Origin of the sequence: Parafrankia colletiae (genome assembly GCF_001854655.1) — a bacterium.
GTDB classification, from domain to species: Bacteria; Actinomycetota; Actinomycetes; order Frankiales; family Frankiaceae; genus Parafrankia; species Parafrankia colletiae.
Genome location: NZ_MBLM01000163.1, coordinates 73,152 through 93,047, shown reverse-complemented (window position 1 = coordinate 93,047; position 19,896 = coordinate 73,152). Strand labels below are relative to the sequence as shown.

17 protein-coding genes and 1 pseudogene are annotated in these 19,896 nt (G+C 73.8%); 4 read left to right on the top strand and 14 right to left on the bottom strand.

Annotated elements, in window-relative coordinates:
• Positions 1-227: 227 nt before the first annotated feature.
• The 3 genes from CC117_RS30325 to CC117_RS30315 all read right to left on the bottom strand — a co-directional run bounded on the left by CC117_RS30325 (position 228) and on the right by CC117_RS30315 (position 4,185).
• Positions 228-2,588: a sodium-translocating pyrophosphatase gene (locus CC117_RS30325; RefSeq protein WP_071090676.1), complete on the bottom strand. Its 2,361-nt coding sequence runs from the start codon at positions 2,586-2,588 to the stop codon at positions 228-230.
• 613 nt (positions 2,589-3,201) lie between these two features.
• The gene (locus CC117_RS30320; RefSeq protein WP_071090673.1) at positions 3,202-3,789 is read right to left on the bottom strand and encodes an ATP-binding protein; all 588 of its coding nucleotides are present in this window, start codon (positions 3,787-3,789) and stop codon (positions 3,202-3,204) included.
• Positions 3,790-3,843: 54 nt separating this feature from the next.
• Complete coding sequence (locus tag CC117_RS30315) at positions 3,844-4,185, bottom strand: STAS domain-containing protein (RefSeq protein WP_071090670.1); 342 nt, start codon at positions 4,183-4,185, stop codon at positions 3,844-3,846.
• Between the two features lie 281 nt (positions 4,186-4,466).
• Between CC117_RS30315 and CC117_RS30310 the strand changes: the two genes are divergently transcribed.
• Positions 4,467-6,965, top strand: a complete 2,499-nt coding sequence (locus CC117_RS30310) for a DEAD/DEAH box helicase (protein WP_116287937.1) — start codon at positions 4,467-4,469, stop codon at positions 6,963-6,965.
• A 112-nt stretch (positions 6,966-7,077) separates the two neighbouring features.
• Positions 7,078-8,013: a hypothetical protein gene (locus CC117_RS39540; protein WP_241830563.1), complete on the top strand. Its 936-nt coding sequence runs from the start codon at positions 7,078-7,080 to the stop codon at positions 8,011-8,013.
• A gap of 80 nt (positions 8,014-8,093) precedes the next feature.
• Here the strand turns inward: CC117_RS39540 and CC117_RS40750 are convergent.
• From CC117_RS40750 to CC117_RS30280, 7 genes and pseudogenes are all read right to left on the bottom strand, one after another.
• Positions 8,094-8,447, bottom strand: a pseudogene (locus CC117_RS40750) (Rv3654c family TadE-like protein); the annotation flags it as partial.
• Positions 8,444-8,839 carry a TadE family type IV pilus minor pilin gene (locus tag CC117_RS30300; RefSeq protein WP_241830562.1) on the bottom strand — a complete coding sequence of 132 codons (396 nt, stop codon included), beginning with the start codon at positions 8,837-8,839 and terminating at the stop codon, positions 8,444-8,446. The gene CC117_RS30300 and the pseudogene CC117_RS40750, both read right to left, overlap by 4 nt.
• Before the next feature lie 10 nt (positions 8,840-8,849).
• Complete coding sequence (locus tag CC117_RS35520) at positions 8,850-9,053, bottom strand: DUF4244 domain-containing protein (RefSeq protein ID WP_084133033.1); 204 nt, start codon at positions 9,051-9,053, stop codon at positions 8,850-8,852.
• A 405-nt stretch (positions 9,054-9,458) separates the two neighbouring features.
• On the bottom strand, positions 9,459-10,991 hold the full coding sequence (locus tag CC117_RS30295) for a type II secretion system F family protein (RefSeq protein ID WP_071090661.1): 1,533 nt from the start codon (positions 10,989-10,991) through the stop codon (positions 9,459-9,461).
• Positions 10,988-12,124 carry a TadA family conjugal transfer-associated ATPase gene (locus CC117_RS30290; protein ID WP_071091161.1) on the bottom strand — a complete coding sequence of 379 codons (1,137 nt, stop codon included), beginning with the start codon at positions 12,122-12,124 and terminating at the stop codon, positions 10,988-10,990. Before CC117_RS30290 ends, CC117_RS30295 begins: the two co-directional genes overlap by 4 nt.
• A gap of 191 nt (positions 12,125-12,315) precedes the next feature.
• Complete coding sequence (gene ssd / locus CC117_RS30285; RefSeq protein ID WP_071090658.1) at positions 12,316-13,758, bottom strand: septum site-determining protein Ssd; 1,443 nt, start codon at positions 13,756-13,758, stop codon at positions 12,316-12,318.
• A gap of 119 nt (positions 13,759-13,877) precedes the next feature.
• Complete coding sequence (locus CC117_RS30280; RefSeq protein WP_071090655.1) at positions 13,878-14,870, bottom strand: hypothetical protein; 993 nt, start codon at positions 14,868-14,870, stop codon at positions 13,878-13,880.
• Between the two features lie 280 nt (positions 14,871-15,150).
• On the opposite strand from CC117_RS30280, the gene CC117_RS30275 reads away from it, so the two are divergent.
• Together CC117_RS30275 and CC117_RS30270 are read left to right on the top strand one after the other, a co-directional pair.
• On the top strand, positions 15,151-15,594 hold the full coding sequence (locus CC117_RS30275; RefSeq protein WP_071090653.1) for a phage holin family protein: 444 nt from the start codon (positions 15,151-15,153) through the stop codon (positions 15,592-15,594).
• A gap of 71 nt (positions 15,595-15,665) precedes the next feature.
• The gene (locus CC117_RS30270) at positions 15,666-16,604 is read left to right on the top strand and encodes an alpha/beta fold hydrolase (protein WP_071090650.1); all 939 of its coding nucleotides are present in this window, start codon (positions 15,666-15,668) and stop codon (positions 16,602-16,604) included.
• A gap of 71 nt (positions 16,605-16,675) precedes the next feature.
• Here the strand turns inward: CC117_RS30270 and CC117_RS30265 are convergent, their stop codons facing one another.
• Genes CC117_RS30265 through nth form a run of 4 tightly spaced genes read right to left on the bottom strand, consistent with a single transcriptional unit; the run spans position 16,676 to position 19,794 of the window.
• Complete coding sequence (locus CC117_RS30265; RefSeq protein WP_084133032.1) at positions 16,676-17,857, bottom strand: MarP family serine protease; 1,182 nt, start codon at positions 17,855-17,857, stop codon at positions 16,676-16,678.
• A 19-nt stretch (positions 17,858-17,876) separates the two neighbouring features.
• On the bottom strand, positions 17,877-18,302 hold the full coding sequence (locus CC117_RS30260; protein WP_071090647.1) for a cupredoxin domain-containing protein: 426 nt from the start codon (positions 18,300-18,302) through the stop codon (positions 17,877-17,879).
• The gene (locus CC117_RS30255) at positions 18,299-19,072 is read right to left on the bottom strand and encodes an NUDIX hydrolase (RefSeq protein WP_071090645.1); all 774 of its coding nucleotides are present in this window, start codon (positions 19,070-19,072) and stop codon (positions 18,299-18,301) included. The genes CC117_RS30260 and CC117_RS30255 overlap by 4 nt, the downstream gene beginning before the upstream one ends.
• The gene (gene nth / locus CC117_RS30250; protein ID WP_071090642.1) at positions 19,069-19,794 is read right to left on the bottom strand and encodes an endonuclease III; all 726 of its coding nucleotides are present in this window, start codon (positions 19,792-19,794) and stop codon (positions 19,069-19,071) included. The genes CC117_RS30255 and nth overlap by 4 nt, the downstream gene beginning before the upstream one ends.
• Between the last annotated feature and the right edge of the window lie 102 nt (positions 19,795-19,896).

The following is a 19,896-nucleotide window of genomic DNA, read 5'->3' as shown; positions in this document are numbered from 1 at the left end:
GCCGTGGCAGGCGCCGACTGGTCCAGCGTCAAAGGGATCTCCCCGCACCGAGTGGCGCGACGGCGGCCGCGCCGCCCGCCGCCGCGTCGCCCGCGCTGTGCCCTGCCCGGCGTCTCAGCGGGCCACCCGGCCTGATCGGGTCGCGGAGCCCGGACGTGCGACCGGGCGCCGGTGGCGGTCGTCTGACCGGCACCGGCGCCCGGACCGGATCACATCGGGCGTCCGGGTCAGACCCGGACCTCCGAGTCCGACTCCGGCGAACGGGACGGCGGCGCGGCGGTGACCGGGGGTCCGTCGCCGACGGATGATCCCCGCCGCTTGGAGACGACCACGGCAGCGATGATCACCGCGGTGGCCGCCAGAGCGATGCCGATCCGTGCCGGCGTGTTCTCGTCCTCGCCCACCGAGAACTTCACCACCAGGGGCGCGATCAGCAGGCTGACCAGATTCATGACCTTGAGGAGCGGGTTGATCGACGGCCCGGCGGTATCCTTGAACGGGTCACCCACCGTGTCGCCGATCACGGTGGCGGCATGTACCTCGGAGCCCTTGCCGCCATACCGGCCGTCCTCGACGAGCTTCTTCGCGTTGTCCCAGGCACCGCCCGAGTTGGCGAGGAAGACCGCCATCAGGACGCCGCCGGCGATCGCCCCACAGAGGAAGGCGCCCAGCGGCGGGTAGCCCAGACCGAACCCGACCGCGATCGGCGCCATCACCGCCAGGGTTCCGGGTGTCACGAGCTCCCGCAGCGAATCCCGGGTGCAGATGTCCACGACGGCGCCGTAGTCGGGCTTCTCGGTGCCCTGCATGATCCCCGGTCGGGTGCGGAACTGGTTGCGCACCTCGGTCACGACCCGCCCGGCGGCCCGCCCGACGGCGTTGATGGCCAGTCCGGAGAACAAGAAGACCACAGCGGCACCGATGATCAGGCCCACCAGTGCATCGGGATAGGCCACATTTAGACCACCGACAGTGCCCCGGCCGATCTCGGGGGCGACGCCGGCGTCGGCCAGCGCTGTCGTCACCGTGTCTGTGAACGACCCGAACAGGGCGGTCGCGGCGAGGACCGCGGTCGCGATCGCGATGCCCTTCGTGATTGCCTTGGTGGTGTTCCCGACCGCGTCGAGCGAGGTGAGAATCGCCGCGCCGCGCTCGTCGATCCCCTCCGGCCCGGCCGACATCTCGGCGATTCCCTGGGCGTTGTCGCTGACCGGCCCGAACGTGTCCATCGACACGATKACGCCGACTGTGGTGAGAAGTCCCGTGCCGGCCAGCGCCACCGCGAACAACGCGATCGTGACACTGCCGGACCCGAGCAGATAGGCCCCGAACACGGCCGCCCCGATGAGCAGGGACGAATAGACGGCCGACTCCATGCCCACGCCGATACCGGCCAGGATGTTCGTCGCCGGCCCGGTCGTCGACGCCTCGACGACCCCCAGCACCGGACGCCGGTTCGTCTCGGTGAAGTAGCTGGTCAGAAGCTGGATGGCCGCCGCCAGCACGATGCCGATGAGCACCGCGCTGATCGCGATCACCCGGGGGTTTCCGCTCTGGGTGCTGCCGGCCATTCCCGGGAGCTCGGCGAAGCTTCCGGGCAGGTACAGCAGAGAGACGATCACCACGCCGATGGCCGAGATCACGGCTGAGATGAAGAAACCGCGGTTGATCGCGGTCATGCCGGTGCGGTCACCGGGGCGAGGCGAGACCGCGAAGATTCCGATGATCGCCGTGATCACGCCGACTGCTGGTATCAGCAGCGGGTAGACCAGCCCGTTCTCGCCGAAGGCCTTCACCCCGAGAATCAGGGCCGCGACCAGCGTGACGGCATAGGATTCGAACAGGTCGGCGGCCATTCCCGCGCAGTCGCCGACGTTGTCGCCGACGTTGTCGGCGATGGTCGCCGCGTTGCGGGGATCATCCTCCGGAATACCCTGCTCGACCTTGCCGACCAGGTCGGCGCCGACGTCCGCCGCCTTGGTGAAGATGCCGCCGCCGACCCGCATGAACATCGCCAGTAGCGCGGCTCCGAAGCCGAACCCCTCCAGTACCTGCGGGGCGGTGTCACGGAAGGCCAGAACCACCACCGCGGCGCCCAGCAGGCCCAGACCGACGGTGAACATCCCGACCACACCGCCGGTGCGGAAGGCGATCCGCATCGCGGCGCGCTCACCGCTTTCGATTGCCGCCGCGGCCGTGCGGGTGTTGGCACGGGTGGCCAGGGACATGCCGACGAAACCGACCAGCGCCGAGAAGACGGCGCCCAGCACGAAGAACACCGAACGGCCCACCCGGGCACCGGTGTCGTCCGCGGGGAGAAGGAGCAGGACGAAGGGGATGACGATGACGAACCCGGCGAGGGTCCGGAACTGCCGTCGGAGGTACGCCGCGGCTCCCTCCTGAACCGCTCTTCCCACCTCGATCATCTTCGGTGTGCCGACGCTCGCGGCCAGCACCTCGCGCACGAGGTATCCGGCCACCAGCAGCGCGAGCGCTGCGATGATCGCCACACCGGCGACCAACCCCACAGCTCCACCGCTAAGGTCGATAGGAGTGTTATCGCCCTGTAGGGTGTGGATCGGGGACATGGCTCCTCCCGGTCTGTCATGTGCACCCTCTGCCGCCGCGGCAGCGTGAGGGTGGGCGCCGACCGCCCACTCCCCACCACTCGTCGGCAACAGCCATGACGTCGCATCCGACGACGCTCTGGGTGGCGGACCGGTACCGGTCAGCGGGCGCGGGCCGTCTGGTGCGGGCCGGGCGGTCGCCGGAGGTGACTCCGGCGAGGAAGCGGACGCCGTCCCACCGGCGCCGCTGTCCCGCCCGCGCGGCAAACACCCATGCGGCCCTTGCCTGTGGCCCGGGCACCGGACCCCACAGGGAACACCAAGGGAAACACCGACGGCTCCGATCAACCGTCGGCGAGATGCGGCGGAGTCTATCCGTAGGTGTGTGACGTGCGCGGGTTTTTCGGCTGTGACTGGCCGGGTCTGTTGGTTTTGTTGTAGAGAGTCCGCGGCTCTCGGCTGGCAGGGGTGGCAGGGGTGGCAGCCAGTTGTCCGTAACTGGTCGCACCTGGTGACGATTCGCGTGCGGCGGAACGGGTGCCGCGATGCCTCCGCGAAACCGGAGCCGGACGCGTTACTGGGGGCCTCCGGGTTTCCGGAGACCCCCAGTGGGCGGTGAGGAGAGGCTGACCGTTCAGGCCTGCCGGCGGGCCGAACCGGCGATCTCGGCGGCGAGCGCCGCGTACGCGGCGGAGTCGATGTCGGTGTCGTCGGCCGGTTCCCCGGTGTGCCAGGTCATCTCGACCACGGTTCCCGTGCCGTCCGCGCCTCGCCGGATGGCCACCTCATCCACCAGCCCTTCGATCAGAGCCAGCCCGAGGCCGGGAGGAAACGGCTGGTCGGAGTCGGCATCCCCGGGCAGGTCGGGAACGCCGAGGACCGACGCTTCCGGACCCGCCGGGTTCTCGAGGCCGAGGAGGGCGTCGACGCTGATCAGGCCACCGTCCGGCCCCGGGGCGATCTCGTCGCCCGGGGTGCCGCTGTCGGAGACGACGACCGTGAACGTCTCAGCGGAGTCCGTCAGCTCCACCCGTACGAGTGCCTGGGGACTGCTCCGGCGGTTGACCCGGACGGCCCGGGCACACGCCTCCCCGACCGCCAGCTTGATCTCGTCGACCGCCCCGGCCGGCACTCCCGCCCGCCGGCTGACCGCGGTGGCGATCATGCGTGCGGTGCGGACATGGCCGGGCAGGGCTGCGAAGCACAACTCGACGGTGGGCATGCGTCCGGAGACCTGCCTTTCGCGAAGGGACCTGACGCGGCGAAGAAAGCTGCCTCAGTCGCGGGCGGCCAGGGCTTCCTCGACGGAGGAGTGGATCGGGAACACCTTGGTGAGTCCGGTGATGCGGAAGATCTTCAGAATGCGTTCCTGGGTGCAGACAAGGCGCAGGGAACCCTCGTGCGCGCGCACCCGCTTGAGACCRCCGACCAGAACGCCGAGGCCGGTGGAGTCGAGGAACTCCACGCCCTCCATGTCGACCACCAGGTGGTACGACCCGGCCGAGACCAGGTCGATGAGCTGCTCACGGAGCTTGGGGGCGGTGTACACATCGATCTCGCCGCCCACCACGACGACCGTGTGGGTCCCTTCCTGGCGAGTCGTGAGGGACAGATCCACGGATCCTCCTAGTGGTTCTTCCCGGCGCCCGCGCCTCGGGCAACCGACATCACGGCGGCACTACCCTCCCATGAGGAGGATCAATCCGGTAGCCCGCAACACGGAGCGCGCCGGCATTCGGCGCGGCCGGCGGAGAGCCGCTGTCACGCGGCCCTTCCCCGTCCGGGACGGTGCACCTCGGATGATGCTATCGCCGATCTAGGGCCGTGACCGTCAAGGTCCGCCGTGGCCGCCGTACCCCGGCGGTGGTGGGACACGTGGGTTGTCCGGGACGGCCTATCGTGGCGGGCGTGGGTTCGTCGGCGGCCGCTGCGCAGGACTTCTCCCGCGCCGGCAGCGTCCTGTCCCGACTCGCCCGAGACAGCCGCCGGGCGGGCAACATCACTCATGTCGAGCACGTGCCGGCTCGCCGGGGCCAGGCCGTGCCGTGGCCGGAATGGGCGGACCCGGTTCTGGTCGGCCGACTGCGTGCCGCGGGTGTCGAGCAGCCGTGGGCACACCAGGCCGAAGCCGCCCAGGCGGCCCACGAGGGCCGTGATGTCGTGCTTGCGACAGGCACCGCCTCCGGTAAATCGGTGGGCTATCTGTTGCCGGTGCTGTCCCGCCTGCTGTCGGAGCCGGGGGCCCGCGCGATCTACCTGGCGCCGACCAAGGCACTGGCCCACGACCAGCTCCGATCGGTGCGCTCACTGCGGCTGACCAGCGTCCGCGCCTCGACCTACGACGGCGACACGCCAGGTTCCGAGCGTGAATGGGTGCGGGCGCACGCGACGTTCGTCCTGACGAACCCCGACATGCTGCACCGGGGGATCCTGCCTGGCCACCGCCGGTGGGCACCGTTCCTCCGCGGTCTGCGATACGTGATCATCGACGAGTGTCATGGCTACCGGGGTGTGTTCGGCGCCCACGTCGCGCTGATCATGCGCCGGCTGCGGCGCGTCTGCGCCCGGTACGGATCCAGACCGGTCTTCGTCCTCGCGTCCGCGACCGTCGCCGACCCGGGGATGTCGGCCTCCCGGCTGACCGGTGTGGACGTGGAGGTGGTCGACACCGACGCCTCGCCCCGCGGGCCCATGGACTTCGCCCTCTACGAGCCTCCGCTGCTCGGTGCGGGCTCCCGCCTGCCGACTCCACCCGCAGGTCCCACAGCCGACGGCTCCACAGCCGACGGCTCCACGGCCGACGGCTCCACGGCCGACGGCTCCACGGCCGACGGCTCTGGCGGGGGCGCGCCGGACCTCCCGGTCCCGCGCGGGGAGAACGACGCGCCGGTCCGGCGGGCCGCGACCGCCGAGTCGGCGGACCTGCTGGCCGATCTCGTCGCGGACGGCACGCGGACGCTGGTGTTCGTCCGGTCGCGGCGGGCTGCGGAGGTCGTCGCCGCGGCGGCCCGGCGCGGGCTGGGCGAGGTCTCCCCGGATCTGGCCACCCGGGTCGCCGCCTACCGCGCCGGCTATCTCGCCGAGGAACGCCGCGATCTGGAAAGCCGGCTGCGGACCGGCGAGCTTCTCGGCGTGGCCGCCACGCCGGCGCTGGAGCTCGGCGTCGACATCAGCGGGCTCGACGCCACCGTCATCGCCGGTTTCCCTGGGACGCTCGCATCGCTGTGGCAGCAGGCCGGCCGCGCCGGCCGGGCCGGGCAGGGCGCACTCGCGGTTCTCGTCGCCCGGGACGACCCGCTGGACACCTACCTCGTGCACCACCCGGAGGCCGTCTTCGGCCGGTCGGTCGAGGCCAGCGTGTTCGACCCGGACAACCTGTATGTACTCATGCCGCATCTGGAGTGCGCCGCCAGCGAGCTGCCGCTGACCGAGGACGATCTCGCGCTTTTCGGCCCCGGCGCCCGCGCGGCCGTCGACGACCTCGTCCGCCGCGGCCAGCTCCGGCGCCGACCCACCGGCTGGTTCTGGACCCAGCGACACCGACCGGATGTCGACATCCGGGGGGCCGGCGGGCCTCCGGTCCGGATCGTCGAGGCGGGAACCGGCCGCCTGCTCGGCACCGAGGACGCCGCGACCGCGCACTCGACGGTGCACCAGGGGGCGGTCTACGTGCACCAGGGTGCGACCTTCATCGTCGCCGAGCTGGACCTCGAGGACGCGGTCGCGTTCGTCGAGGCGGCGTCGCCGGACTGGACGACCGTCGCGCGGGAGCACACCGACATCCGGGTCGTCGAATCCACCCGTGCTGCCCGGTTCGGCGCTGTGGAGATCCACTTTGGCACGGTGGAGGTCACCCATCAGGTGRCCGGTTTTCAGCGACGCCGCCTCGCCACCGGCGAGGTGTTCGGGCGGGAGCCGCTCGACCTGCCGCCGCGCCATCTGCGGACCAGGGCCGTCTGGTACACCGTGACCGACGACCTGCTGGCGGCGGCTGGAATCGAGTCCGCCGACGTGYCCGGCGCGGTGCACGCCGCCGAGCACGCGGCGATAGGCCTGCTTCCGCTGTTCGCGACCTGTGACCGGTGGGATATCGGCGGAGTGTCGACCGCTCTGCATCCGGACACCGGCCTGACCAGCGTTTTCGTCTACGACGGCCATGCGGGTGGCGCCGGGTTCGCCGAGCGGGGCTTTGAACGGGTGGCGGAGTGGCTGGGGGCGACCCGGGACGCCGTGGCCGCGTGTGAGTGCCCCGCCGGGTGCCCGTCCTGTGTGCAGTCACCGAAGTGCGGAAACGGCAACGAGCCCCTCGCCAAGGCGGCGGCCGTGCGGCTGCTGGATGCTCTGCTCGCCGCGGTGGACGGCGGCCGGCAGAAAGCGCTGGAGTCTCGACAGGAATAGACACCTTCGTGGGCTGGGGGTGCAGACGACCGTATCGGGGGTAGACCGCCCTCTGTCGGATACGCGAAGCGGTCTGGTGTCCCGTAATCACGGCAGGAATCTGGAGGTCCCGGTGGTCACCGTCGGCGTGGTCCTGTTGCTACTGGCGGGTGTGCTCACCGCCGACATCGTGCTGGAGAACTCCGGCCAGACCGAAGTAATGATCATGGGGCAGTCGCTGTCCTTCGACATCTGGGGCCTGTTCGTGCTGGGCCTGGCCACCGGCGTCCTGGTGGTTGCCGGCGTGCAGATCGGGCTGCAGGGTTTCGCACGGGACCGGCAGCGGCGCAGAGAAGAGCGCCAGCGTGCCCGGGACCTGGCGGCGATGACCCGCGCGGTGCCGGCGCCGCAGCCAGTGCCCGCACGGACGGCCCCGACCCCGGTGCCGGCCTCGATGGGTGCCGCTCCCGCCCGTACGGGACAGGCCGGCACGAACCCGCGCCCGGGGCCGGCGCCGAGCCGGGCCCGAACCGCGGATGCGCCTGCCGGCATGCCCGTTCCCGGCGCTGCGCCTCGCGCCACCGCTGCGCCCCGCGTCGCCGCCGCGCCGCCTCCGCCCCCGGCTTCGGCCCCGGCTGGTCGGGCAGCCGGCTCCGCGACCGTGCCCACCGAACCGCTGTCGATGGGCCGCCCTGGCCCCGACACGCCGGAGGCGGCGAGGCCCCGGGCAACCGGGCCGGCCAGCCCGCGGGACGCCCGGCCCGCGGCTGCCGTGACCAGCTCGCCCGCGCAGCAGGCCGGCCCCGCTGTCGCGGCGACGGCGCCGGGCCCCGTCGTCCCCGCCGCCCAGTCCGCGCCGCCCGCCGGCCGGGCGGGGGGTGCTTCCCCACGGCCGGCTGAGCCGAAGCCTCCGACACCGCGTGCTGACCGCGTCGTCGCACGGGTCGCCGACCTGCGCCGGAAGAAGCACGAGTCGCGTCCCGCGGACGGCGCGGCTGGTGGTGACACGTCGGAGAGCGGCAAGCCCGCCGGCACCCCCGCGTCCACCACCGGCGCCCGAACGAGCTGACCCTCCGGCTGGCCGGCGCCGACTCGCGTCGGCGTGGCCGCCGTGTAGGCGTTCGGTGCCCCTTCCCACGGCCCGGCGCGGGCTCTGGCCCGCGCCGGGCCGAACGCGTGCAGCGGACCGGGCAGATCCGCCTCGACGGCCACGATGACGCCGGTGTCGTCGATCTCGCACGACGTCATCCGCGCGATGTTCGCGTGGGCGGTGTCCCGGGCTCGCTGACAGGCGAGGTCGGCTGTGGCCGAGCGGTCCGCCGCGGCGGCGAGCGCGGCGAGATCCGCGGCGGTCGCCGCCCGCTGGCGGGCCGAGTCGACCTGGAGAAGGCTCAGCGCCGTCGACCCCGCCAGGATCAGCACCATAAGCCCGCCGAGCAGCCAGATGGTGGCGGAGCCCTGGTCGGTGGCCGGCGGCGATGCGCCCGGGACGGTCGATGTCACCGTTCGCGCTCCCGGGCCGTGGCCTCGACGGCGGCGACCGCGAACGCGGAGACCGTGACCGCCGGTGCGATCGCACCCGCCCCACCCGCCCCCACTGTGGCGGTGACGCGGACGCGGACGCCTCCCTCGACCTCCTCGATGTCGATCACGGCGTCGGGCGGGGCGGCCCGCAGTGCCCAGGCGCGGGTCGCCGCCGGCGTCTCGCCGCGGGCGGCGGCCCGGGCCGCCAGCCGGGCGGCCTCGGCGCACCGCGTCTGCGCCGACACCGCGCTGATCATCCACAGGAGCAGGAACACCACGGCCACCAGGCTCGGCAGGCCCATGGCGAGTTCGGCTGTCACCTGGCCCTGGTCCCTGTCGTCGCGGCTGGTCGCCAGCCTGGCCGGTTTCATCGACATGGGCTCAGAACGAGACCGTCAGCGCGCGCTGCACCACTGAGGAGATCAGGGACCGGGTCGCCGAGCTCGACACCACCGCGTACAACACCCCCGCGAAGGCGACGGCGGCGAGCGTGCCGACGGCGTACTCGGCTGTCGACATCCCCGCGTCGGCAGAACCAGAGCGGATGCTCGAGAGCCTGGGTGGACGCCGCCGCGGCTCCTCCACGCGGGCAGGCCGCCATGGGCGGGACGGAAGCCACGAGCCGAAGGTGAGCCCTGGGCGAGTCGGCAGCCTCGGGTGGAGCGGCAGCCGGGAACGGGGCGGCTGCGAGACGGTGAGGAACGCCGCCAGGACAAACAGGGGGAGCAGGAGTCACATCGTTGGCCTCCGGGTCAGGGTCGGGACGATCGAGTGGTTGTGCCCACTGATCGTCATCCGTGGACGCCTCGGCCAGGCCTGACACGCGGTCCCTGTGGACAGCCCGATCTCGTCCACAGCCCTGCGCCCGCCCGACGCGCCCGACGCGCCCGACGCGCCCGACGCGCCCGACGCGCGCGGCGCGGGGCGCGGGGCGCGTGCATGGCCGACGCGGCGCGGGGACGGCTGGCGCGGGGACGGAGGCGGTGGGCCTCAGCCACGACCGGGGAACGGCAGACCCGGACCGAGGTCCGGGGCGGAACCGACGACGACCGGCACGACTCCCAGCAGCAGGAAGGCGGGTAGGAAACACAACCCGAGGGGAGCGACAGCCATCACACCCGCCCGCCGCGCCGCGGTGATGACCGCGGCGTGGGCATCCTGCCGGGCCCGGGCACTGATCCTGGTGAGCGTCGTCGCGAGCTTTGCGCCGGAGGACTCGGTCCGACCGATGGCCGCGACCGCGGCCAGCACCGCCCGTGTCTCGTGCCCGCGCGCCGGCCTGGATCTGCCCGGGAGCGTGCCCGACCACACCGCCCGCGCAGGTCGGGAGGCGACGCGGTGCGGCCGGGGATGTCGCCGACCACCGGTCCGGCGCCCACCCGAGGACTCCGCCGGGCGTCGCGCGCCGACCGCGTCCAGCAGCCGTTGGCAGGCCTCGTCCGCGGGCAGGCCGCGCCGCATGGCGCGGCCGGTGGCCCGTAGCTGCGCCCCGGCGGGGCCGCCTGTCGCCGCCCCGACCACTTCCAGCGCGTGCTGCGTGGTGGCCCCCGCGCGCAGGCACGCGGCGACGAGGTCGAGCGCGAGTGGCAGGTCGGCGAGCAGCCGGCGCCGGTACTCGCGGGACGCCGCCCTGCCTGGAAGAGACCGGCTCCGCGAGGACCGGCCTTGCCTGGGCCCGACTGGTCCGGCACACACCGGAGGTACCCGGGCCTGGACGCCGTCCGCGATCCGGCGCAGCCAGCGCAGCCCGGTGAGGTCGAGCAGCACCCCCGCGGCCAGGCACGCCGTCCCGATCGGTGGCGTCACCAGGACCACCAGAGGTGAGGCGCCGAGAAGCACACCGAGGAGCACGCCGAGCACGGGCAGCCCTGCCACAAGGCGGCCGGACGAGCGTGGGCCGGCCAGCGCGGACGCGAGCTCGTCCGCCCGAGCCGCGTCCGACCGGGCGGCGTCGGCGAGCATTGTCGCGACCGGCGCGAGCCGTACGCCAGCGAGCTGACACACCCGGTAGGCGGTCGCGAGCTGCCGGAGCGCGGCCGCGTCGCACCGGGCGAGCAGCCTGGTCGGATCGTCGGCGCTGACCAGCAGCTCCTGTAGCCGCGGCAGGTCGAGCCAGCCGCCCGACGGCCTGCGCGGCGCGCGCGAGGTCCGCCGGGCCCGGAGACGTCCGCGCGCCGCCGGGCTGTTCCCGGCCCGGGGCGGTACGACCACCGGCCCGGGGTCGGAGCCGTGTCGTTCGCCGGCGGGATGCGCCGGCAGGTTGCCGACCGAGGCCAACGCCGTCCGCAACGCGTCGCCCGGCGCCGCGCCGGCGTCCAGCTCGGTGGCGAGCGCGCCGAGCACGTCCTCCGCCGCCCCCCGCAACTCGGCCTCGTAGCGGGCGAGCGCCCACCGGCGCACCGCGCGGTACCCGGAGCAGACCAGCACGACCGCGAGCCCCGCCAACGGCCCGCCGAGAGCCGTCGCCGTGAGGCTCGCACCGGCCTGGGCGGCACGGCGGGTGAGCCCGGCACCGGAGATCACCGCGCACCGCGCAGGCCTGGTGCCGCCGGTGCGGTGGACCTGGCGGGTGCGAGGCGCACGCCGCGATCCTCGAGGAGGCGCAGGAGCACCGGGAGACCTTCGGCTGCCGTGGGTCGGCCGGGGCTGTGCTCGTCTCGCCGACGGCTGTGCGACGCGGTGTGCCCACTGCCCGCGACGAGCGCCGGGACGACCTGGACGAGTCCGTCGGCACCACGGCGCAGCACACCGATACTGACCACGCGGCGGGCGCCGGCGCCGTCACGCCCGAGGTGGATGGCTACCTGGACAGCCGCGGCGAGATGGCTGTGCAGGGCGGCGCGCTGCAGCCCGGCCAGCGTGCCGAGCGCCTCCAGCCGCGCCGGGAGGGTCTCGACGGCGTTGGCATGCACCGTTCCCAGGCCGCCCTCGTGACCGGTGTTCATCGCCATCAGCAGGTCGAGGACCTCCGGCCCGCGCACCTCCCCGACGACGAGGCGGTCGGGCCGCATGCGCAGCGACTGCCGGACGAGGTCCCGCTGTGTGATCTCCCCGGCGCCCTCGACGTTGGCGGGCCGGGCCTCCATCCGGACGACGTTGACCCGGGACAGGACGAGTTCGGCGGTGTCCTCCACCAGCACGATCCGTTCCGCGGCAGGTACGGCGTCCAGGAGTGCGGCGAGCAGGGTGCTTTTCCCCGTCCCGGTCCCACCGCTGATCAGTGCGGTGAGCCTGGCGTCGAGGACGGCCCGCAGCATCGCCGCCGCGTCGGGCCCCACCGTGCCTGCCGCCGCGAGGTCGGCCAGTGTGAACGGCTGGGGGCGCGGCCTGCGCAGGGACAGGCAGGTGCCACCGAGGGCCGGCGGGGAGAGCATCGCGTGCAGCCGGATTCCGCCGGGCAGCCGGACGTCGGCGAACGGCATGGCGGTGTCGAGCCGGCGCCCGCCGCCGGCGGCGAGTCGCACGGCGAGGGCACGGACGGCGCCGTCGTCGGGAAACCGCACACCGGTGAGGCGGAGCCGGCCGGCGCGTTCGATCCAGACCTTGTCCGGGCTGTTGACCAGAACGTCGGTCACCTCAGGGTCACGGAGGAGGGTTGCCAGCGGCCCCAGCCGGTCCAGATGCGCCGAGAGCACGCTCCCGGCGGCCAGGGGCATGCCGCCCGCCACGGAGGGCGGACTGGACGTCTGCCGCCCAGCGGTCCGCGTCGCGGCGGGCAGCGGAGCGGGCGACGGGGCCGGGGCGGATGGCCGCCGTGGTCCGGCGGGGGCTGGCTCGGGTGGGGCGGCCGCGGGTGGCGGGCCGGGATCCGGCCGCTGCCGTGGGTCGGCGAGCGAACGGCTGGTCCTCACGGGTGCTCCCCGCGGCTGAGACCGAGATCCGCCAGGAAACGGTCGCTGAACTGAATGATCGACTCTCCGGCGGCCGGTTCCGCCCCGGCGACCGCGTCCTTGCTGGGACGTCCTGTGGTCCCGTCTGTGGGATCTGAACCGGAATCGCCCGGGGGTCGGCGTGTGGTCGGACGGTTTCCCTCGGGTCCGGTCATCGCCCGCCGGTCCAGAGCGGCCATCACCGCGGGAGTCGCGGCCGGCTCGTGCCGGATCATTCCGCCGAGCGGGAGGCCGACATCGGCGGCGACCGTGTGGGCCAGCGCCGCATCGGCAGACTCACCGGGCCGGGCATGGGAGGCGAGGCCGGTTGCGGCGTGCCGCGTCGGGTTCGGCTCGGGCAGTCGTACGACCAGCCGGACGTCCGAGCAGGTACGTGTCGCGTGCGCCGCGATCCGGGTGGCCGCCGCGCAGGCGGGCGGATCAGCGGTCACGACGATCAGGACCGTCTCACACAGGAACAGGCCGACGTCGGCTGCGGCATCGGCGGAGCGGGGAAGGTCGACGACGATCAGATCCGCGCTGCCGCGCGCGGTGGCGAACAGTGCGCTGACGGCCGGCGGGGACAGGACCGGGATCTGGTCTCGGTCCCAGGACAACACCGGCAGGTCACCGCCGAGCATCGGCGGCCCGGCGAGAAAGTGGTCGAGGAGGTCGTCACCGTCGAGCGGCCCCGAGCCGGCCCCTGGCGCTGATCCGGACACCGACCCGGACACCGACCCGGACCCGGGGACCTGCTCGGAAGCCGGCCTGGGTCGGGGTTGCCCGGCGGAGGCGCCGTCCCGGCTGTGGACGCCATGCACACCACGCCTGCCGCGGCCGCCATGCACACCGCCCGCCGGCGTGCTGTCGCTGCCCGGAGAACCGTCCGGGCCGATGGCGAGGCCGCCGAACGGGTCCATCTCCAGCAGGACCGAGCGGACCCGGTGTCGCAGCCCTGCCCGCGCCAGCGCCGCAGCCAGGGTGGTGGCGCCCACGCCACCGCGGCCACCGAGCACGCCCACGGTCCGGGACCGGCTCCGGGCCGCGTCCGCCGCGCGGGAGAGGAGGTTGACCAGCCAGGTCTCGGCTTCGGGCAGGAAGACGACGTGCTCGGCGTTGAGGAGGAGCGCCAGGCTCCAGGTCCGACGGTCGTCGACGTCGGTGCCGACCAGAACGGTGTCGGAACGAGCCGGCAGATCCGCGGCGACGCAGGCCGCGGCCCGGTCGGCGCCGACCACCACGAGGGGCGCGTTCGCCCAGTACCGGCCCGCTGCACGGGCGGTCGGTACCACTGTGACGGTGGCGCCGGCGGCGGCGGCGAGCCGGAGGAGGTCGTCGAGCAGGTCCGGCGAGTCGGTGACGATGAGCGGACGTCCGCGCGGTGCGTCGTCCGCGGGTGTGATGGGCTTCGCTGGGGTCATGGCGGGCCCGTCCCTTCGGCGCGGGTGGCTGTGTGCGGCCACCATGCGCCAGGGCCCCTGGCAGGTGTGGATCTTCGGTGCGGGCGGGACCGTGCTATAAAAATTGGTCCTCGTGGCGGTCAGCCGCGGGACAGCGCCTCGCACACCGCGAGCGACTCCCGGGCGGCCAGCCCGACAGCGGTTGCGCAGTGCCGTACCCAGGTGCCCACGCCGTCCGGCCCGCCGGCCAGGTAGGCGGCCAGCGCCGCGCTGTACGCCCCTGCCGGCTCGTCGCCATCGTCGGTCCCCGTGCCGCCGGCCGGCCGGTCCAGCTCGAGGTGCCCGACATCGGTGGCGACCAGGGCCTTCGGGTCCAGGCCGCGGCTGATCAGGACGAGCCGTGCGGCCGCCCGGGCAATGATCCCGTCCAGGGCCCCGAACGGACGGATCGCGAGGAGCTCGCCGTGGACCACTGCGGCGACCACGATCGCCGGGGCCGCCGTCGGGGCGGTGAGGACCGCGGTGAGCCCGTCGAGGCGCGCCGACATCTCCAGGGCGGAAACCGTCGGCAGGCCCAGCCCCCCGGCGAACACCGGCTCACCGCCTCCGGCGACGGCCCTGCCCCCCGCGACGGCATCGCTGCTGGCGGTGCGGGGCCGCCCCAACACGGTGTCGGGCAGCAGGCCCCGCCCGGCGAGGAGATGCATCCGGGCCAGTGCCTGCCGCGGCGCGCGTTCCCACGCGGGTGCCAGCGTGCCCAGCTCCGCGTAGAGCCGGACCGCTCCCAACGTCACGCCGAGGTTCTCCGCGTCGGCCCCGGCGTCGGCACCGGCGGAGCCGGCTGGGCCCACGGCAGCCCCGCTGGTCGCCTCACCGGCGGGCAGCTGATCGCCGAGGTGGGCTCGCAGGACGTCCAGCGGCACGTCGTGGCCTTCGAGCGCGGCGGAGGCGCGGGCGGCGCGCAGTGAGGCCTCGGCGGTCACCTCCGCGCTGCGTCGGCGCAGGATGCGGTGCCGCAGGAGGGTGTCCACGGAGGCGCGGGCGGCCGTCGCGGCGTCGCCGACGCCGGGAATCGCCGCAACCTGGCTCAGTGGGTCCGCCGCGGCGACAGGTACTGCCGAACGTGCTGTCACCTCGCAGACGCTACCCCGCCCGGGTTTGCCGGGGCTGGCCTCACCGGGACCACGACCAGTGCCAGGGCGAATCGTCCCTCGCATCACACCTTTCGATCGCGGTGTTGCCGCGCCTGTCCCCTCGTTGCGGGCCACACTGTGCACAGGGAATCAGGACGGGGCCGTCCGCGTGGGCGGGGGCCGCGCGGCGATGCCCGCGCACCCGGCTGAAGAACGCCGCCGGTACCGGACCTGATCGGCGGGTCGCGGGCCGGTTTCACGAGGGAGGGCCGGTGTGCCGATGAGGACCGACAGCTCGGGGGCGGAGCGCGAGCAGCCGACGCTGGGGGAGCTGGTCGCCCTGGCGACCCGTGACGTGTCCCTGCTGGTCCGCCAGGAGATCGAGCTCGCGAAGGCCGAGCTCGCCCGTCAGGCGGTGTCCGCCGGGCTCGGGATCGGTTTCCTCGTGGCGGCGGCCGGCCTGGGGCTCGGCGCGCTCATCGCCGGAACCATCTTCATCGGTGAGCTGTTCACCTGGGCCGGTCTCGAGCGTTTCTGGGCCTACCTGTTCACGGCTCTGCTCTATCTGGCGCTGGCGGGGCTGTTGTCGGTCTTCGCGGTGACCCGCCTGAAGAAGCTGTCACCGCCCGAACGGACCATCCAGACTGTGCGTGACGATGTCACCCTGCTGCGCAGCCCGGCTGGCAGGGCACGGGCGAAGCAGGGCGGCGGGCACGCCGGCTGAGCGGCGCGGCCGTCCCGGGCCCGCACACCACCTCCCCGGCGATGTCCGCCGGTCTGCCATCCTTGCAGGCGATGGAGGATGCCCCCCCCGAGCCCGCCACCGTCCTCGTTGACGGGCCATGGCGGCACCGGGACGTCTCGACCAACGGGACCCGCCTGCATGTCGCCGAGGCCGGCGAGGGGCCGCTCGTCCTCCTCCTGCACGGCTTCCCGCAGTTCTGGTGGACGTGGCGCTGGCAGCTGCGCGACCTCCCGCGTGCCGGCTACCGGGTCGTCGCCGCGGACCTGCGCGGGTACGGCGCCAGCGACAAGCCGCCCCGGGGCTACGACGCTCTCACCCTGGCGGACGACGTCGCCGGGCTGGTACGGGCCCTCGGCGAGCGCGAAGCGGTGATCGTCGGCCATGACTGGGGCGGCTTTCTCGGCTGGACGACGGCGGTGCGCCGGCCCCGGGTGGTGCGCGGCCTCGCCGTCATCGGGATGCCGCACCCGCTGCGGATCCGGCGCCAGATCGCCGCCGATCCGGGTGGGCAGGGCCTGGCCAGCCGCTATCTGGGGGCGTTCCAGCTGCCGTGGCTGCCCGAGCGCCGGCTCGTYGCGGACGGCGCGGCCCACGTCGCCGAGCTGCTGCGGGCCTGGGGCGGGCCGGGCTACCCGGCTCCGGACACGGAGGCGCGGTACCGCGGCGCCATGCGGATCCCCGGCGTCGCCCACAGCTCGCTGGAGTACCACCGGTGGGCGGTGCGATCCCTGTTCCGCCCGGACGGCGCACGGTTCGCCGAGCTGTTGCGGACGCCGGTGCGGGTCCCCACCCTGCAGCTGCACGGTTGCCTCGACCGCTGCTTCCTGCTTTCGACAGCCCTCGGGTCGGACCGCCATGTCACCGCGCCCTACACCTGGCGGTCCTACGAGGGGCTGGGGCACTTCCCCCACGAGGAGGATCCCGACACGGTCACCCGCGATCTTGTCGCCTGGCTGGCGCAGACGGCCCAGGGCGCCCCGACGCCCTGACCCGGCCGGCTGTCCCGACGAGCTGACCCGGCCGGCTGCCCCGACGAGCTGACCTGGCCGGCGACCTGCCGTCAGTCGCAGCTCTGCGTGCTCACCGGGATGGTCGCCTGCGCGCCGCGCTGCGCCGGGACGGAGACCTCCTGGGCGGTCAGCACGTAGCCGGTGTCGTCGTCGTCCGTCGCCGCGGCGAAGACGACACCCAGCACGGTGCCGGACTCGGACAGCAGCGGACCGCCGGAGTTGCCGGGCAGCACCTGCCCGCGGATCGCGAAGATGTCCCGGCGGACCGTGCCGCGCGAGTAGATGTCCGGCGCGCTCGCGTTCTGCTGGTTGCGGATCCGCGCGGGTTCGGTCGTGTACGGCCCGTCCTGGGGATAGCCGGCGACGACGGCGGAGTCGCCCGGCTCGGCCGGGGGCGAGGACTGGAACCGCAGCGGCGGGCGCACCAGGCCGGGGACGTTCAGCACCGCCACATCCCGGTCGGGGTCGAAGAGCACCACCTCGGCCGGCAGCGAGCCGGAGTCCAGCTCGACGACGGCCTCGCTGACCCCGGCCACGACGTGGGCGTTCGTCATGATGTGCTGCGGAGAGAAGACGAACCCGGTGCCTTCGACCTGCTTGCCGCACGACGGTGYCTGCCCGCGGATCTTCAGGATGCTCGCGGCGGCGTTCTGGATCTCGGCCGTGCTGACAACCGCCGGGTCGGGCACGTCGGTGGCGACGATGCGCTCACCGTCGAGGCCGGCGAAGACCTCGGGGAAGCCCTGGTCGTCCATCAGGCGCCGCAGGTCGGAGAAGGTGTGCCGGACGTCGTCGGGCATCTCGGTGTCGACGGCGCCGAGGATCTCCGAGCCGCGGGCGGCGCGGGCGAGGGTCTGGAACGGGGAGCGGTCCACCGCGGTGGCGATGAGCCAGGCGACCAGCAGCACCGAGAACCCGGACAGCACGGCGCCGGCGACGGCGTCGAGGCGCTGCCCGGGCCGCCAGGTCAGCCGGCCGCGCAGGATCGCGCCCAGGGCGGTGCCGAGGATCTGCCCCATCAGTGCCAGGCCGACGACCACGATGAGGCCGACCACCGCGCCGTCGTCCTCACGCCCGATGAGCTCGGMGAACGGGCGCGCGATCTTGGCGCCGAGGACACCGCCGCCGAGGAAGCCCACGAACGACAGGGCACCGACGGCGAACCCCTGCCGGTACCCGGAGATCGCGAACATCACGACCAGCGCGATGAGGACGAGGTCGAGAAGGTTCACCGAGGGCCGCGTCGGCGCTTCAGCGGACCACGAGGGTGGCGGTCATGGCCGGGTGCAGAGTGCAGATCACGGGATACTCGCCCGGCTCGGTGGCCGTGAACGTGATCGTCTGGGACTCGCCGGTGCTCAGGATGTCCGTGCTCGCCCCGGGCAGCTGGGAGATGACGAAGTTGTGGGGGGCGGAGCCCTTCGCGACCGAGAAGTCGACCCGGATCCGGCCGGGGCTGGCGACCAGCTCGCGGGCGGAGAACGTCAGGTCAGCCTGGCCGACGACGTCGAAGACCTGGACCCCGTCCTGGACGGTCGGCGTCAGCGTCGCCGTGGCAGCTGCTTCGCCGCCCCCACCGCCGCCTCCGCCGCAGCCCGCCGCGACGGTGACCAACATGACGGCCGCGACCAGCGCGACCAGCGCGTTTTTGGCGGATCGGGCGGATCGGATGGTCATCCTCCGACCGTACCGTCCGCTTCGCCCGGCGCGGCCCGGGGCTCCACCACCGCTCGGGGGAGGACCATGGCCCTGGTGATCGCGGAGGTGATCTCCGGCACGTCGACCGGGGTCGTGGTGTCCCAGGGGCGTTCCCACCCGCCGAGCCGCAGCAGCGCGTCGAGGATGCCGGCGGTGAAGCCCCACACCGTCATGCCATGCACCCGGAAGGCCGGGCTGCCGAACCCGGCCGGGTGCCACAGCAGGATCCGGTTGGCCGGGTCGGCCAGCTCCGCGACGGGGACCCGCGCCACCGACGACGTCTCCGCCGGGTCGACCGCCTGCACGGCGCTCGGGGTGCGCCACCAGGCGAGCACCGGGGTGACGAGGAAGTGGCTTGCTGCCAGGTAGAGCGGCTGGGCGGCGGCGAGGACGTGGACGCCGGCCGGATCGAGGCCGACCTCCTCCTCGGCCTCGCGCAGCGCCGTCGCGGCCATCGAGACGTCCGTCTCGTCGGCACCGCCGCCGGGGARGGCGGGCTGCCCGGCATGGTCGCGCATGTCCGCCGCGCGCTGCAGCAGCAGGATGTCGGGCCCGCCCGGCCCCTGGCCGAACAGGATCAGGACCGCCGCCCGGCGCCGCGGGCCGGGCTGCCGCTGCTGCGGGCTCCGGGACGTCTCGACGGGGATGCCGTCGCCGACCGCACCGACCAGCGCGGTCAGCCAGTCCGGGACAGGCGCTCCGCCGGCAGCCGACGCCTGGCCCGGGCCAGGCCGGCGCGGGGCGCTCACCGGGCCGCCTCCGCGTCCCCGCGGACCAGGCGGGCGGCCTGGAGCGGGTCGGTCGGGCCCTCCCCGAAAGCCGGGCACAGCCGGGCGATCGTGCACGCCCCGCAGGCGGGCCGGCGGGCATGACAGATCCGCCTGCCGTGGAAGATCATGCGGTCCGAGGCGATCGTCCAGTCCCGCCGCTCGATGAGGCCCGCCAGGTCGCTCTCGACGCGGACCGGGTCTGTCTCGGTCGTCAGCGCGAAGCGGCGCGACAGCCGGCCGACGTGGGTGTCGACGGTGATGCCGGGGACGCCGAAGGCGTGGCCGAGGACGACGTTCGCGGTCTTGCGCCCCACGCCGGGCAGCGTCACCAGATCCGCCAGGCGGCCGGGCACCTCGCCCCCGAACCGCTCGGCGAGGGCGGTGCCGATGCCGATCAGCGAGTTCGCCTTCGCCCGGAAGAAGCCGGTGGGGCGCAGCAGGGCCTCGAGCTCCTCGCGGTCCGCCGCGGCGTAGGCGCCCGCGTCCCGGTAGCGACCGAAGACGGCCGGGGTGACCTCGTTGACCTTCTTGTCGGTGCACTGGGCCGACAGCACCGTCGCGATCAGGAGCTCCAGCGGGTTGCCGAAGTGCAGCGCGATCCGCGCGTCGGGATGGAGCTCGCCGAGCGCGCGCACGATGCGGCGTGCGCGCCGGGTACGGGCCAGGGCCGTCTCGGCTGACGCGTCGACGGTGATTGCCATACTCCGCAGGTTATCTGCCGTGCCCTGGCAGGAACCGGTTGCCTGATGGTGGTCCGCGATGGCGCGTCGCCACCCCGAACGCGCGCCACCGGCCGCCATCGT